The organism is Xanthomonas vasicola pv. musacearum NCPPB 4379, from assembly GCF_000277895.2.
Lineage (GTDB): Bacteria > Pseudomonadota > Gammaproteobacteria > Xanthomonadales > Xanthomonadaceae > Xanthomonas > Xanthomonas vasicola.
The window spans coordinates 2,200,128-2,215,784 of sequence record NZ_CP034655.1; the positions used below are offsets into that span (position 1 = coordinate 2,200,128).

The 15,657-nt window shown below is 63.5% G+C and carries 15 protein-coding genes; all 15 read right to left on the reverse strand.

All coding sequences use genetic code 11. The annotated features are described in order from the left end of the window. Positions 1 to 5 precede the first annotated feature (5 nt). On the reverse strand, positions 6 to 230 hold the full coding sequence (locus KWO_RS10270) for an acyl carrier protein (protein WP_010373652.1): 225 nt from the start codon (positions 228 to 230) through the stop codon (positions 6 to 8). 64 nt (positions 231 to 294) lie between these two features. Next, positions 295 to 1,404 carry a DegT/DnrJ/EryC1/StrS family aminotransferase gene (locus KWO_RS10275; RefSeq protein ID WP_010373650.1) on the reverse strand — a complete coding sequence of 370 codons (1,110 nt, stop codon included), beginning with the start codon at positions 1,402 to 1,404 and terminating at the stop codon, positions 295 to 297. 118 nt (positions 1,405 to 1,522) lie between these two features. Continuing rightward, entirely contained in the window at positions 1,523 to 3,007 is a 1,485-nt protein-coding gene (locus tag KWO_RS10280; RefSeq protein ID WP_010373648.1) for a sigma-54 dependent transcriptional regulator, read from the reverse strand. Then, positions 3,000 to 3,383 carry a response regulator gene (locus KWO_RS10285; RefSeq protein WP_005997154.1) on the reverse strand — a complete coding sequence of 128 codons (384 nt, stop codon included), beginning with the start codon at positions 3,381 to 3,383 and terminating at the stop codon, positions 3,000 to 3,002. Before KWO_RS10285 ends, KWO_RS10280 begins: the two co-directional genes overlap by 8 nt. Positions 3,384 to 3,391: 8 nt before the next feature. Further along, complete coding sequence (gene rpoN / locus KWO_RS10290; RefSeq protein ID WP_010380883.1) at positions 3,392 to 4,795, reverse strand: RNA polymerase factor sigma-54; 1,404 nt, start codon at positions 4,793 to 4,795, stop codon at positions 3,392 to 3,394. 220 nt (positions 4,796 to 5,015) lie between these two features. Continuing rightward, positions 5,016 to 5,648: a response regulator transcription factor gene (locus tag KWO_RS10295; protein ID WP_003482986.1), complete on the reverse strand. Its 633-nt coding sequence runs from the start codon at positions 5,646 to 5,648 to the stop codon at positions 5,016 to 5,018. Positions 5,649 to 5,720: 72 nt separating this feature from the next. After that, a complete protein-coding gene (locus KWO_RS10300) occupies positions 5,721 to 6,287 on the reverse strand; it encodes a PilZ domain-containing protein (protein WP_017112475.1) in 567 nt (188 codons plus the stop codon). Further along, entirely contained in the window at positions 6,287 to 6,580 is a 294-nt protein-coding gene (locus tag KWO_RS10305; RefSeq protein WP_010380877.1) for a hypothetical protein, read from the reverse strand. Before KWO_RS10305 ends, KWO_RS10300 begins: the two co-directional genes overlap by 1 nt. 8 nt (positions 6,581 to 6,588) lie before the next feature. Next, positions 6,589 to 7,002, reverse strand: coding sequence for a flagellar export chaperone FliS (gene fliS, locus KWO_RS10310; protein ID WP_010380875.1), 414 nt, complete (start codon positions 7,000 to 7,002; stop codon positions 6,589 to 6,591). A gap of 150 nt (positions 7,003 to 7,152) precedes the next feature. Then, positions 7,153 to 8,478 carry a flagellar filament capping protein FliD gene (gene fliD, locus KWO_RS10315; RefSeq protein WP_010380873.1) on the reverse strand — a complete coding sequence of 442 codons (1,326 nt, stop codon included), beginning with the start codon at positions 8,476 to 8,478 and terminating at the stop codon, positions 7,153 to 7,155. 270 nt (positions 8,479 to 8,748) lie between these two features. Continuing rightward, positions 8,749 to 9,948, reverse strand: coding sequence for a flagellin (locus KWO_RS10320; RefSeq protein WP_010373629.1), 1,200 nt, complete (start codon positions 9,946 to 9,948; stop codon positions 8,749 to 8,751). Between the two features lie 318 nt (positions 9,949 to 10,266). After that, positions 10,267 to 11,472: a flagellar hook-associated protein FlgL gene (gene flgL, locus KWO_RS10325; protein WP_010373627.1), complete on the reverse strand. Its 1,206-nt coding sequence runs from the start codon at positions 11,470 to 11,472 to the stop codon at positions 10,267 to 10,269. Then, complete coding sequence (gene flgK / locus KWO_RS10330) at positions 11,472 to 13,346, reverse strand: flagellar hook-associated protein FlgK (protein ID WP_017112474.1); 1,875 nt, start codon at positions 13,344 to 13,346, stop codon at positions 11,472 to 11,474. Before flgK ends, flgL begins: the two co-directional genes overlap by 1 nt. Before the next feature lie 11 nt (positions 13,347 to 13,357). Then, positions 13,358 to 14,536, reverse strand: coding sequence for a flagellar assembly peptidoglycan hydrolase FlgJ (locus KWO_RS10335; RefSeq protein WP_010380866.1), 1,179 nt, complete (start codon positions 14,534 to 14,536; stop codon positions 13,358 to 13,360). Between the two features lies 1 nt (position 14,537). Beyond that, entirely contained in the window at positions 14,538 to 15,656 is a 1,119-nt protein-coding gene (locus KWO_RS10340) for a flagellar basal body P-ring protein FlgI (protein WP_017112473.1), read from the reverse strand. Between the last annotated feature and the right edge of the window lies 1 nt (position 15,657).

The following is a 15,657-nucleotide window of genomic DNA, read 5'->3' on the forward strand; positions in this document are numbered from 1 at the left end:
GGTGCTTATGCCTCGGTCAGTTTGTAGAGATCGCCGACGGTGATGGCAGCGGTGAGGTCATCGCCGGTAATGGTCTTGCCGTACTCCATGTCGAACATCACGATCACGCCCAGTGCCGCCAGTGAATCCCATTCCGGCAATTCCAGCAGCACGGTGTCCAGCGTGACCTCCACTGGCTCCTGGAAGTCGGTGGCAGCAACAAAGTTCTCGATAAACGTTTCCTGGGTCATGCGGTCTCGCCTGGTTGCCTGTTGAAGATACGGGAAGTGGAAAAGCACGTGGAGCGGGCTGCGGTCATGTCGCCTGTTGGCCGGCGATGAGATCGGCAATGGTATCGACCTGGTCGCTGCTCAGGCCAGGAAAGATCGGCAGGCACAGCACTTGCGCGGCCACCGAGCGCGCCACCGGCAACCATGCCGGCGCCGACGAGGGCAGGGCACGGTACATCGGGAAGTCGCTGATCAACGGATAGAAATAGCGCCGCACCAGAATGCCGTGCTCGCGCATCAATTGGTACAGTGCATCGCGCGACAGGGGGTAGTCGTCCTGCACCAGCACCGGGAAATACGCGTAATTGGGGCTGGAATACGCGGCCCGCACAACACAGCGGATGCCGCGCACATCGCTCAACCGCTGCCGATACTGCACATCGATGGCACTGCGCTGCGCGATGGCGTTGTCGATGTGCTGCAGTTGCAGCAGGCCGAACGCCGCGCTGATCTCATTCATTTTGCCGTTGATGCCCGGTGCCACCACCGTGGTTTCATCGACGAAGCCGAAGTTCTTCAGATGCCCGATGCGCTGATAAGTTTTTTCGTCGGGGCAGACAATCGCGCCGCCTTCGAAGGTATTGAAGACCTTGGTTGCATGAAAGCTCAACACGCTCAGATCGCCATGACGCAGGATCGAGCCGCCGTCATCGCGCACGCCGAAGGCATGTGCGGCGTCGTAGATCACCTTGAGGTTGTAGATGTCGGCGATACGCGTGATGGCCGTCGTGTCGCATGCGGTGCCGTAGCAATGCACCGGCATGATTGCGGTGGTCTGTGGGGTGATGGCCGCTTCGATCTTCGAAGGGTCCATGTTGAGCGTCACCGGGTCGATGTCCACGAACACCGGTGTGATGCTTTTCCACAACAGCGAATGCGCGGTGGCAACGAACGAGTAGGGCGTGGTGATCACTTCGCCGGTGATACGCAGCGCCTGCAGCGCAGTGATCAAGGCGGTTGTGCCGTTGGTGAGCAATGCCAGATGCGGCACGCCCAGGTAATCGCACAGTGCGCGTTCGAGTGCGCGGTGCATCTCGCCACCGTTGCTGACGATGCGGCTGGTCCAGATCCGCTCCAGATAGGGCAGAAATTCTTCCAGCGGCGGCAGCAGCGGACTGGTGACGGGGATGGGCATCAATGCCTCGGCAGGTGCTGGTGAAGGTCGGGATTCCGCTGCAGCCGGTGGCTGCAAACGGAGTGATCCTGCTGAAGCAAGCGCTATGCCAGCGAGCGGAAGCTGAGCGTGTGACCGCTCAGTTGGCCAGCTCGGTCTGCTCGCGATCGATGCCGTACTTGCGCAGCTTCTCCACCAGCGTGGTGCGGCGCAGGCCGAGCAGTTGGGCGGCATGTGCGACCACGCCCTGGGTGCGTTCCAGCGCTTCATTGATCAGCGCCAACTCGATGTTGGCCATGTGGCCACGCAAATCGATACCGTCGTCCGGCAGGCTGGACGCAGCAGCCGGTTCGGCATCGGCCGTCTTGGGCTGTAGCGTCACCACGTTGCTTGGTAGATCGGTGACTTCTACCGGTGCGGCCACCAGTGGCGGTTCCGGTGGCAACTCGACCGGAATGGCCGAGGCGAAATCGCCGCGATACCGTGCCGGCAGATCCTGCACCCGCACCAGCCCACCGGGATGCAGCACCGCCAGGCGCTCCACCAAGTTGGTAAGCTCGCGTACGTTGCCAGGCCAGTCATAGCTGCGCAGCGCCTCCAGAGCCTCCTCTGCAAAGCGCACTTCGCCGCGGCCGGTGCGTGCGAGCTGGCCCGCAATCGTCTGTACAAGCATGGCCAGATCGTCCACGCGCTCGCGCAGCGCCGGCATTTCGATCGGAAACACGTTGAGGCGATAGAACAGGTCCTCGCGAAACTGGCCATCGCTGATGCGGGTTTCCAAATTGCGGTGGGTCGCGGCGATTACGCGCACGTTGCAGCGGATGGTCTGGCCGCCGCCAACGCGCTCGAAGCTGCGCTCCTGCAACACGCGCAGCAGCTTTACCTGCATCGGCAGGCTCATGTCGCCGATTTCGTCCAGCAGCAGCGTGCCGCCTTCGGCCATTTCGAACCGGCCCTTGCGGGTGGTCAGGGCACCGGTGAAGGCGCCTTTTTCGTGGCCGAACAATTCGCTTTCCAGCAGATCCGGCGGGATCGCGCCGCAATTGATTGCGACGAACGGCCCATCGCGCCGCGGCGAATGTTGGTGGATGGCGCGCGCGACAACCTCCTTGCCGGTACCGGATTCGCCCAGCACCAGCACGGTGGTGTCGAATGCGGCCACTTGGTCGATCAGCCGGCGCAGGCGGGTGACCGCCTCGCTGTTGCCGGTGGGACCAGAATCCTGCTGTACGCCGGCCTGATGCTCGGCATCCAACCGTTTGAGGCTTGCGCGGCGCAGCAAGGCTTCCAGCTGCGTATGACGCAGGGGAGTGTCCAATGCCCACACATTGGCTTCGTGCAGGCCATGCGTTTGCGCGAACGCGGTCGGGCTGCCTTCCATCAGCAGCACTGGCGGCGGCAGCTTGGCATCGGCCAGCCAGTCAAAGAATTTGTCGGCCTGTGCAGCATCCTGCGCCGAGCCCACCATCACCGCCATCCACTCATCGTGGCGGTGACGGCCAGGATTGATGTCGGCGCCGTCGGTGACCCAGCGGGGATTGAAGTCCATAAATTCGAGCAGCGACACGGTGCGCTCGGCGCGCACAGCGTCACTGTCGATCAACAGAATGCGGGACTCACTCATTCCTGGCTCCTTCCGTCAGGCCCTCCAGGATTGGCATGACTTCCTGGATGTAAGACAGCTTGCTGACAAAATTGTCAGCTCCTGCGCGAAGAGCGTGTTCACGATGCTCGGCATCATCGAAGTGGCTCGCGATGACAATATACGGCGGATCGTCCTGCGTCTTGATCAGACGCGTGGCCTGCAGCCCGCCCATCTCCGGCATGGCCAGATCCATCAGCACGACATTGGGGCGCAGCGACTCAGAGCGCTCGATCGCTTCCAGCCCATTGGCGGCACTGCCCACGATATTGAGCCACTCGACTTTGCGAAAATGACGCATCGCAGCGTTGATAAAGCCCTCGTGGTCGTCGACCAGCAGCACGGTGAGTTTGCTCATAGTAGTCCTTATCCTGCCCGGGCAAGCAGCGGTTTAGTGGTGCGACGGCGCTCGCGTGCCGGGGCGATATCAAGTTGTTCGCGGTACTTGGCGACGGTGCGGCGCGCAATGTTAACGCCTTGCCGCGACAGCAATCCGGCAATGGCCTCGTCGGCCAGCGGCCGGCCGGCCGGCTCGCTTTCGATCAAGCGACGCACCATCGCCTTGACGGCCTGGCCGGAGACGCTGGCGCCTTCCAGCCGCACGGCGAAGAAGTGCTTGAGCTCGAAGGTGCCGCGCGGGGTCTGGATGTATTTGCCGGTGGTGATGCGCGAGATCGTCGATTCGTGCATGCCGATCTCGTCAGCGATTTCCTTTAGCGTCAGCGGTGCCATTGCTTCTTCGCCACGCGCCAGAAAGGCGGCCTGTCGTTCGACGATGGCGCGCGTTGCGCGCAGCAGGGTCTCGTAGCGCATCGACAACCCGCGGGTCAGCCAGCGCGCTTCCTGCAGCATGTCGCGCAACGGCTGCGCGGCCTCGCCGGCTTCAGCCAGCGCACGTTCGTGCACCGGGTTGATGCTGACGCGATGAGTGGTGGCCGGATTGAGTGCAACACGCCAGCTGCCGTCCGCATGCCAGGCGAGCACATCCGGAATCACGCTGGCGTTGCTCTCCTGCAGCAGGTCGTCGCCCGGGCGCGGTTGCAGCGAGAGGATCAGCCGCACCGCTTCGCGCGCATCGTCCACCTCGGCATCGTGCGCACGCGCCAGTACCGCGTAGTCGTGCGCAGCCAGCAGCTCCAGGTCACCGTCGAGGATGCGCGTCGCCAGATGGCGGGCCGGTACGCGGCCGGGCAGGGCACTCAGCTGCGCTTGCAGACACTCGCGCAGGTCGCAGGCGGCCAGCCCGGCCGGGTCGCCGTGCAGCAGGCGCTGCCGGATCGCCTCCACTGCCTGCACGTTCATGCCCAGACGGGTGGCGCCCAGCTGCTGCAGCGTCGACAACGCTTCGGTCAGATACCCGGCGTCGTCGGTCTGCTCCAGCCAGAACGCAGCGGCCCCCAATGCCGCCTCGTCCAGGTCCAGCGCCAGTTCGCGCAGGATGCGCACATGCGGGTCGGTGGACTCGCCGGCTGCCACGCGCTGCATGCGGTCGTCGTCGCCATCGTTCCAACTGCTGCTCTGCACGTCCCACATCGTGCTTTCCGGCAGCTCGTCGAACGCGGCGATATCGCTGGCGCCATCGTCGTTGGTGGTGGCCGCGTCCCCGTTATCGGCCAGCTCTGCCAACTCCAGCAACGGATTGGTTTCCAGGGCACGACGGATCTCCAGTTCCAACTGCATGCCGTCCAATTGCAACAGACGGATCGACTGCAGCAACTGCGGGGTGAGGTGCAGTTGCTGGCCAAGCTGGGCGGAAATGGTCGTCTTCATGGAAGCGCTTCCGAAGGGCGCTGCACGCAGCAGCGATGGAATGCATCTTGCAGGACAACGCGACGGGTTTCTAATCAGGGAGTCAGGTGAGATGACTCATGATTTTCCTGACAGCGCGTCAGAAACTTCCTGACGTTGCAGGCAGGCTCAAGCATGCCTGCCGGAATTCCGTCACTGTTTTGATCGTCGCTGGCAGACCGCGCTCGCCCAAGTTGGCGCGTCAGACCAACTCGTTGTGATGTTTGGCCGCCAGCAGCACCAGATCGTTGGCGCGACGGCAACCGAGCGATTCCATCATGCGTGCGCGGTGGGTTTCCACCGTTTTCACGCTGATGCCCAAATCGGCGGCAATTTCCTTGTTGCTCTGGCCGCGGCCAATTTCGCGCAGGATCTCGCGCTGACGCGGCGACAGTGCGGCAATGCCGACTGGTTTTTCGCGGCCCAGCATCGGCGCAATCATCTTGGACGAGATCTGCGGGCTCAGGAACACCTGGCCAGCGGCGGCGGCGCGCAACGCCAATTCCAGTTCCAGCGGTGCGGCGTCCTTGACCACAAAGCCGACGGCGCCACGATCAAGCGCATCGCGCACGTGCACCGGGTCGTCATGCATCGACATCATCACCACGTGCGTGCGCGGCGCGGCGCGCAGGACGTCGGTCATGGCATCCAGGCCGCTGCGGCCGGGCAGTGACAGGTCCATCAACACCAGGTCGGGCCGGTGCAGGGATGTCATGTCCAGGGCTTGTTGCGCGTTGCTTGCCTCGCCCACGACATCAATGCCGGCGAAAGTTTGCAGCAGCCTGGACAGGCCGGCACGAACAAGGGTGTGATCGTCGACGATGATGACTCGCACGGCGCAGAAGAGACCTTCTTTTTCAGTAAAGAGCACCTTAGCTGACCCGACGCCCCGCGCCAACCATGGGAATCAGCGCTGGCGGCGGGCGTCGGCGATCTGACGGCGATGCAAACGGAACAGGTGGCGTTCCAGGGCGTCCTGCAGACCGGGTGCGAGCGGGGCAAACCGCAGCCACAGCCAGAAATCATGACCATCGCTTGCGCTTGCCAGCACCGTGGCGGGAAGCTGTACAAGTTCAGGAAGCCAATCGGATGGCTGCAAACAAACGCTGCCGGTGGTGCCCGCTGCGTGGCTGCTTGCGCAACTCAGGCGGATTCCGCGCACCGACCAGTGCACTGGGCCCTGGCTCAGTCCGCTGTCGCCGTGGCGCACCAAGCGGCCGATCAGCGCCAGCATCAAATCGAGTTTGGCGTCCATGCGCTGCACCAGCAACGGCAGTTCGCCGCGGTCTTCGCTGGTTTCCTCGCTACGCAAGTCTTCGACCTGGCCAAGGCTGCGCAACAGTGTTTCTGCGGCGCTCTGCGTGCCAGCTTCGCTTCCGGCGCGGAAGCCGGCCGGCAATTGCAACTCGCAACTGAGCGTGTCGGCAAACAGTTCGGCATCGGCAGATGGCGCAAGTGTGCCGAGCGTGCTCATCAGATCCGACCGACCCGTGCGTAGGCCCGGCTGGCCGACGACGAGGTGCGCTGTGCGCGGATCAGCTCTAGTAGCTTGCGTTGACGCTCGCGCATCATCCGCATCAGGTCCTGATGCATCGTGAGCAAGGTCTGCAGCGCGTCGCGGTCCTGTTCAATATCCACCTGCTGCGCGTATTCGCGCAGGTGCAGGTCGTGGGCGTCCAGCATCGGCGGCATGTCCTCGAACTCCTCTTGCGCCATGGCCAGGCGAAGGTCGGCGATTTCTGCTTGAAGGCTTTGCACGCTATGCATGGCAGGACTCACGAAACGGCGGAAAGGCCGCGTTGTTCGAGGGGGATGGAGTTCCACGCCGAGTCGATTTCGCTGAGCAAATCCAGCGCTTCGGTCAACGCAGTCTCGTCGTTGTGCAGGTTGGCTGCGGTCAGCCGCTGCATCACGTAGTCGTACAGGGCCGAGAGGTTACCAGCGATCTCGCCACCGGCTTCGTGATCGAGCGAGCCGTTCAAGTGACCGACGATTGCGCAGGCCTCACCAATGGCCTTGCCCTTACGCGCCTGGTCGCCCTGCGCCAGGCAGGCCTGGGCCAGACGGATGCGCTGGCAGGCACCGGCAAACAGCAGCGAGACCAGCTTGTGCGGGTCGGCTTCGGTCACGCTGGTGGCCACGCCGACCTTGCGGTATTGCTCGGCATATTGACGATTGGAACCGTACATGGATGACTCCTCAATGGGCTGACCTTCGCTGGTCCCGGAGCGCTGTGCTCCTGCGACGACGCTCCTGCCGGAAGGCAAGGCCGAAATCACGATAGGCCCTACATGTATCGGCAATACCCTGACAGGACTTGAGGATCTTCATCACAGAAATCAGCCTGTCAGCAGGCCGCTGAGCGAGCTGGTGCTGCCTTGCAACTTGCTGATCATGGCGTCCATCGCGGCGAACTGCGCGGTGTAGCGGTCGCTGAGTTTTTCCATGCGCGCATCGAGATCATCCAGGTCCGACTCGTAGCCCTTGATGGTCTTGTTCAAACTGTCCGAGCGCAGGGTCAGCGTGCCGTTGGTGGCATTGACGTTGCTGTCCAGCAGCTTGGTCAGGTTGCTACCAAACTTGCTGTCCTTGCCAAACACATCGGCCGCCGCGCCACCGTCGGAGGCGATGGCGGTGTCGAACTTGCTGCCATCGAAACTCATGACGCCATCCTTGTCGATGGTCAGGCCGAGGGCCTTGAGTTCGGTGACGTTGTCGCTGACCTGGCCGCGCAGCTGTTGTTGCAGGCTGCGCACCAGCGAATCGCCGGTCAGCGCCGAGGCGGTCTTGGTGGTGGCGTCGTAACTGCTGCTTTTCGCCAGCAAGGTGTTGGCGGTGTTGTAGGCCGCAGCGAAGGCGGTGAGGTTGCCCTTGAGTCCGCTGGTGTCGGCTGCCACGCCCAGATTGAACTTGGTGCCTTCAGCGGCCTTGGTGAGGTTGAGCACCACGCCGGGCACGATGTCGCTGATGGTGTTGGAGCTGGAGGTGCGCTCGAAGCCGTCCACGCGCACCAGTGCGTCGGCGGCTGCCACGGTCTGGTTCAGCCCGCCGGTGACGCCGGGGCCGTAGGTGAGGCTGCTCAGGCTGGGGTCGCTGGCGCTAACGGTCAGCGCGCCCTTGGTGCCGGGATCGACCGCATTGAAGACCAGATGCTGGCCATCGTTGGCGGTGACCACGCTGGCAGTCACACCTTTGCCGTCGGCGGCTTTGTTGATGGCTGCAGCGATGTCGGTGAGCTTGTCGGTGCCGCTGATATCCACGGTGACGCTCTTATCGCCGTAGCCGATCGTCAGCGTGCCGCTACCCACCGTGGCATCGGCCGTAAACGCGCCGGAGGCCAGTTTTTGCGAGGTCGCCAGCGACACCACTTCCACCGAATAGTTGCCCGGCGCCGCCGAGCTGGTGGTGGTGGCGGTGAAGCCGGCATCGGTCGGCACCGTGGCCTTGTAGGCGTTGGTGTCGGCGCTGCTGACCACTTTGTCCAGCGCAGACTTGAGCGTGGTCATGCTGCTCTTGATCTGGCTGATTGCCGACAACTGCGTCGACGCGGCGGTGCCGGCCTTGTTGATGCGTGCCTGCTCGGGGTCTCTCTGCCGGGACACCAGGGTAGACACCACGGTAGGGATGTCCAATCCGGAGGCGGAAGTGCTGATCACCGATGCCATGTTGCATTCCTCGTCTGGGCGTCCGAAACAGACGGACGCGTGGGATTACGTGACGGGTATCGGCCGCATCCGCGAGGACTTTAGCGGCAGCGGTACGTCACGCTCACGAAATGTAGCGATGCAAACTCCATGCCCACCGAAGGTGGTGGTTCGCGTCAATAAACTGTCCAGGCATGTGCGGCAGGCCTCGGCCACAAAAAAGCCCCTCCGAAGAGGGGCTTTGGACTTGCTCCGGAGCGCTGCCGTATCGCGGCGGCAGCTCACTGCAGGTTACTGCAGCAGGCTCAGCACGTTATTCGGAACCGTCTTGGCCTGGGCCAGCATCGCAGTACCGGCCTGCTGCAGGATCTGCGTGCGGGTCAGTTCGGCGGTGGTCTTAGCGTAGTCGGTATCGGCGATCCGGCTACGTGAGGCCGACAGGTTTTCCGAGGTTGCGCTCAGGTTGGCGATGGTGGAGGTGAAGCGGTTCTGCACCGCACCCATATCGGCGCGCGAGGAGTTGACTGTGGTCAGCGCCTTGTCGACGATTTCCAGTGCTTGCTGTGCGCCCGAGAACGTGGAGATATCCAGGTTGCCCAAGGTCGAAGCGGTGGAGCCCGAAGCGGCCGAAGCGGTGGTGATGCCGGCGCCGACGGTGATGCCAGCAGCGCTGGAGGTACCAGCCGACAGCGAGGTGAAGTCCTGGCCAGCCTTCAGCGATTCGATCTGCAGCGAGCCATCGGTCTTGATCGAGGCGTACATGCCGGTCTGGTCGAGCTTGTCATTGATCGCCGAGGCAACCCTCTTGTTGACGTCGGCAGCGGTGTCGCCGGCGCCGACCTTGACGTCAGCGATGGTGATGCTCTTGGCCGAACCGCTGGCATCATTGAACGACAGGCTGATGCCGCTGACCGAACCAGACGCGGTGGCGGTGCCGGTGACGCCAGCGCCGGAAACGGCGGCGGCGAAGTTGGCCCTGCCCAGCGTATCGATGTTGGCGTCGGCAATGCTTTTGATGCCAATGGTCTGGCCGGCGTCGGCGCCGACCTGGAACAGCGCGCCAGAGAAGGAGCCGTCAAGCAGCTTGGTGCCGTTGAAGCTGGTCTGATTGGCGACGCGGTCGATTTCGCTGGTCAGCTGCTTGACTTCGGAGTTCAGCGCTTCGCGGTCGGTGGACGAGTTGGTTGCATTTGAGGACTGCACCGACAGCTCGCGGATGCGCTGCAGGTTGTTGCCGATTTCCTGCATCGCGCCTTCGGCGGTCTGGGACAGCGAGATGCCGTCGTTGGCGTTGCGCGAAGCAACGTCCAGGCCGCGGATCTGGGTAGTGAAGCGCTCGGCGATTGCGCCGCCGGCTGCGTCTACGGCAAAGCTGGTGATGCGCTTGCCCGACGAAAGCTGCTGGATGCTCAGCGCCAAGCTGGAGCTGTTGGTGTTGAGGTTACGCTGAGCGTTCAGCGACATTACGTTGGTGTTGATTACCTGTGCCATTTTGATTTCTCCTAAGCGATTTTTCCGGCAAGGGGGACTTGCCCGGAGCCTCCGCAGGGGGGCCATCAAGTTGGCCGTTGCCGCTGCTGAGATGAATAACGGCGTTGCGTTGGGAACCTTTAGCGAAATTCAGTATTTTTTTACTGTTTTTCTGCGTCAGGACGAAATACGTAAGCGTTGTGTATCAAGGGGTTTGGTTTATTCGGCAGCACCCCGCCAATCTTTAGCGCTGGTATAAATCTTCGAAAAATAAACTCCGTCCGCCTGCGCAAATGCCACGCGCAGGAGCAGAGAAAACCCAGGTTTTCTGCGGCAAAATCAGCGGATCAGGTTGAACAACGACGACGACTGCATCTGCTGAAAAATCGTTTGAGCGGCCTGCAACGAGGCCTTCTCGAGCTGGTACTGCCCAATCGCCGAGGCGTAATCCAGATCGCGGATCGACGACAGGGTGGTCTTGAGCGTGACTTCGTTGGATTCGAGCAAGGAGTTGGCGTTGTCGATCGCCGACAACTGCGCGCCACCGGAGGCGCGCGCATCGATCATCTTCGAAGACGCCTGCGCGATGTCGCGCATGGACGACTGCAAGGTATTGGTCATTGATGCTTTCTGCGGGGCGGTCAGCGTGTCTGAGTTCAGCGCGCTGACCATGTCGTCGATGGTGGAAAACACGTCCTTGGTGCCGGAAGCGCCGATCTGGAAACTGTCGCCGACCGCCGGCGCGCCGCTGATGCGCATGCGCACGCCGGCTGCCTTGATGTCTTGGCCTTCCTTATAGGTGCCGGTGCTGACCACCGCATTGGTGCTGTCGCGCACTTCATAGGTGTCGGCGGCGGTGAACTGCACGCTGTAGCTGCTACCGTTCCAAGTGCCTGTGCTGGCATCGCGGCTGAAATCCAGCAGCAGCCCGGTGCCGGTGTTGGCGGCATTGGCGTGTGCGTCCACGGTGCCGTCCCCGGTGCGGATGCGCATGAAGATTTCGCTGCCGGGCAGGGTGTCGCTGACAAAGGTGTCCGGCGCCACTTCCACCTGCTTCTGGGTCTGGTCGCCGTTGTAGGTGACGTTGCCACTGCTCTTGATGAAAGGCGCGCTGCCGTCGGCAGTACCGCCGAACAGGTAGCGCCCGGTGCCATCGGTGCTGTTGGCCAGGCTCAGCATGCTGTCGCGCAGGGCGGTCAGTTCCGAGGCGATCGCCTTGCGGTCGTCGGGGCTGAGCGAGGAATTGTTGGCCTGCACCGCCAATTCGGTGACGCGCGCCATTTTGTCGCCGGCCTGCGACAGCGCATTTTCCTGCAGCCCGAGGCGGTTCTGCACGTTGTTGGCGTTTTCACCAAAGCGCGTGATTGCCGCCAGGGCGCGATCCAGACCGACCGCGGTGCCTGCGGCGACCGGGTCGTCCTTGGCCGTGACCAAGCGCTGCCCGCTGGAGAGCTGGGACTCGATCTGGTTCAGCCGCGCCTGCTTGGCGCCCATCGAGGCGACCGACTGGCTGTACATCATGCTGGTAGAGATACGGTCGGTCATCAGCGTACGGCACCCAGGATGGCTTGGAAGACGGTGTCGGCGGTGGAGATCATCTGTGCGGCGGCCTGGTAGGCCTGCTGCAGTTTCAGCATGTTGGCGGCTTCCTCATCGAGGTTGACGCCGGAAATCGAGTCGCGGCTGGCCTGCGCCTGGTCGTTGATGACCTTCTGCGCATCGGCCGAATAACTGGCTGCGCGCGCGGCCGAACCCACCGACGTGGTCAGGCCCGACAACGCGCCGTTGAGCGTGACCGTGCCACCGCTGAGCGCCTTGGCATCGTCGATCTTGGCCAGCAATTTGGCGTTGCCGTTATCGCTGGAGCCGGCACCCGTCGGGCCGACGCCGAAGGTGTCGCCAGCCTTGGGCGCGCCGTCCAGTGCGAAGCTCCAGCCATTGGCGCTGATGGTCTGGCCGGCGGTGTAGGCGAACGGGCCGGCGCCATCGATGGTGTACTGGTTGGCGTCGATGAACTCGACCGACGACGGGGTCAGCAGCGCAGGGTTCTGCGCATTGGTGACCTTGACGTCGCTGATCTTGCCACTGCCCTGGTTGGCGATCGTCGCGGTGGCCTTGACCGGGGTGGCCGCAGCAATGCGCGAGGGATCGGTGATGGCCACCGACAAGCTACCAGCCAACCCGGCGGTGGGCTGCAGCAGAAACTTGTCGCCGCTGGCCGGGGTGCCACCCACCACCATACTGACGCCATTGAGCACCAGCGGGTTGGACGCCGTGCCGGTGCCGGTCATCGGCACGGCAGACCCTGTGCTGGCGTTGGTGGCCTTCCAATTGGTGCCGTCGAAACTCAGCGTGACGTTCTGACCGTCCACCGCGCTCATGTTGCTGAAACTGGCGCTCAGCGATGCGCTGCCGGTGTTGTTCGGATTGGCGGCGGTGGTTGGCGAACCGATGTTGAAGAAGTTGCCGCCCATCGCGCCATACAGGTCCATACCCTGGCTGTGGCCGGCATTGAACGTGCTGGCCATGCCCACAGCCAGGCGGCCGAGTTCGGCCTGGGTGGGCTCAAGCACGCTGCTGCGGAATTCCAGCAGGCCGCCGATCTGCCCGCCCAGCGAACTGGCGCTGAGGCTGACATTCTGGCCTTGGGTCTGCATCGCCACCTGCAGCTTGGTCGGCTGATACGGGTCGGCAACGGTGGTCAGTTTGGAAGCGGTGGTAGCGACCACCAGCGCTTGGCCGCCGGCGGTGAAAACATTCATGAAGCCGCCGTCCTGGATCACCGCGGTACCCCCGGTGTAGCCCACCAGCTTGGTCACCAATGCATCGCGCTGATCGAGCATGTCCGGCGCTGCGTTCTGCGCACTATTGCCGATGGTGCCATTGAGCTTGGCGATCTGCTGCGTCAAGCGATTGACCTCATCTACCGACGAGGTAAGCCCGCTGTTGACTTCGTTGCTCAGGCTGTCCATCTGCCCGTTGAGCTGCTTGAAGCGCGTCGCCAGCGAGTTGCCGCTGTCGAGCATGCTCTGGCGCTCGGCAGTGGACGAAGCGTTGGACGACACCGCGCTGGTGGAGTCGAAGAAGTTCGACCACAGCCCGGCCACGTTGGTGGCGGTGTTGGAGTACAGCGCATCGACCCGGTTGGACAGCGAGGACAGCTGCTGCAGGCGCGAGAGTTCGCCGCCGCTGTCGAGCAGGCGCGAGATGGCCAGCTGGTCGGCCACCCGGCCCACATCGGTAATCTTGGCGCCATTGCCCACGTACGCGTAGCCCATGTCGGTGGGCGTGCGCGTTGCGAATTCCACACGTTGGCGGCTGTAGCCTTCGGTATTGATGTTGGCGACGTTATGGCTAACGGTCGACAACGCCCGTTGGAAGGCGATGAGCGCGCTGGTCCCGGTGGACATGATGGACATGGGCGTTTACCTCAGCGACGGATGGTGCCGAGCCCGGCCGGCTCGGCGGTACTGGCATAGCGGTTGGACAGATCGGCCGCTGCGTTGCCAATGGCGGCCACCGCACGGTCGATGGTCGGACCGTGAGCGATCGCCGCGATCTTGGCCGCATAGCCCGGATCGGTGGCGTACCCAGCCTGTTGCAAGCCGCGTGCAAAACCCTTGATATCAGTGCCGGCCTGCAGCGCGGACTGGTAACGGCTGTTGTTTTTCAGCAGCCGCACGTAGTCGGCAAAGCTCTCTTCGGCTGAGCCATAGGCGCGGAAATCGGCGGTTTCGGTGGTTTTGACACCGTTGACGTATTCGTGGGTGCCGGTGGTCACCTTGTCGCCGCTCCAGCCGGTGGCCTTGATGCCGAACAGGTTGTTGGAATCGCCCCCATTGCCGATGCCGCGACGGCCCCAACCGGTTTCCAGCGCGGCCTGTGCCACCAGCGCGCGCGGATCCACGCCCAGTTCGCGCGCGGCTTTCTGTGCATGTGTCCAGATCTTGGCGACGAAGCCTTCCGGCGTGCGTTCGCCCAGGCTTGCAGCTGCAGTGCTGGCGGCGCTTGCGTTGACTGCGGCATTGGCGTCGGCTGCGTCGCTGGCAGCGACATCGGCCCAGCGGTCGTTGGCCGACGGCCAGCTCAGTGCCGCGGCATCGTCGCTGCCGGAGTCGCCACCGCCGGTACGCCCGGCAATCAGATCCAGCACCTGGCTCATGCCGATGCCGCTCAGATTGCCTGCGCCCAGGGCCGCCTTCGCAACGCTGCTGGTGGTGATGCCGCTGGCCGCGCCATCGCGGGAAGGCAGCGGCAACGAGGCATCGCGCTTGCCGGCAACCAGGGAATACGCCTTGGCCGCTTCGGCGGTGTTCAACGAGGTGTTCAACGCCGGGCCGCCGGTGTCGCCACTCAGTTGCTTGGAGATCATCGCCGATAGCCCCAGCCCCTTGCCCTCGGTCAACGCCTTGGCCATCTGCTGGTCGTACATTTCGCGGAACATCTGGTTTTGGCCGGGAAACATCGGGTCGCCGGAGCTCGCATTGCGCATGCTCTTGACCAGCATCTGCGCGAACTGGCCTTCGAGCTGACGTGAGACCTTGTCGATCTTTGCGGGATCGGCCTTGGTGCTCGGGTTGAGATCAATGGGCGAGGCTGCGATACGCATGTCAGATCACCTCTAGCTCCGCCGTGAGCGCACCGGCTTGCTTGAGCGCTTCCAGGATAGCCACCAGGTCGCCAGGAGCGGCGCCCACTTCGTTGACTGCGCGCACGATCTGATCAAGCGTGGTGCCGCCTTCAAACTTGAACATGCGGCTGCCTTCGGAGGTGGCCGTGATCGTCGATTGCTGGGTCACCGCGGTGCGGCCGCCACTGAAGGCACCCGGCTGGCTGACATTGGTGTTTTCGCTGATGGTCACGGTGAGCGAACCATGCGCAATCGCCGCCGGCATCACCCGCACCAGCTGGCCGATGACCACGGTGCCGGTACGTGCATTGACCACCACCTTGGCCGGTGCATCGCCCGGCGAGAGTTCGACGTTTTCCAGTCGCGACAACAGGCCGATGCGGGCGCCCGGGTCGGTCGGCGAGCGCACCGCGACGGTCACGCCGTCCACCGCACGCGCGGTGCCGGCGCCGAAGCTGCTGTCGATCGCTGCGACCATGCGCGAGACGGTGGTGAAATCGTTCTGGTGCAGGTTGAGCGTGATCTCGCCGGTGCCGGCGAACACGTCCGGCAATGCCCGTTCGACGGTGGCACCGTTGGGAATGCGGCCGACGCTGGGGATATTGACCGAGACGCGCGAGCCGTCCTTGCCTTGTGCACCGAAGCCGCCAACGACCAGGTTGCCCTGGGCCATCGCGTAGACCTGTCCATCGGCGCCTTTCAGCGGTGCCATCAGCAGCGAGCCGCCGCGCAGCGACACGGCGTTGGCAATCGAAGAGACGGTGATGTCGATCGGCTGGCCGGGCTTGGCGAACGGCGGCAATTCGGCGTGGATGGCCACGGCTGCGACGTTTTTCAGCTGCGGATTGACGTTTGCCGGAACATTGACGCCCAGTTCGCCGAGCAGGTTTTTCAGGCTCTGCACGGTGAAGGGCGCCTGGCTGGTGCGGTCGCCGCTGCCGTCCAGGCCAACCACCAGGCCGTAACCGACCAGTGCGTTGCCGCGCACGCCGCCAACTTGGGCGAGATCCTTGATGCGCTCGGCGCTGGCCGGCGCGGCGATTGCGCACAGTGCAACGGCGGCAGCCAGTAGACGGAAAGGCAGGGAAGACAGATTCATG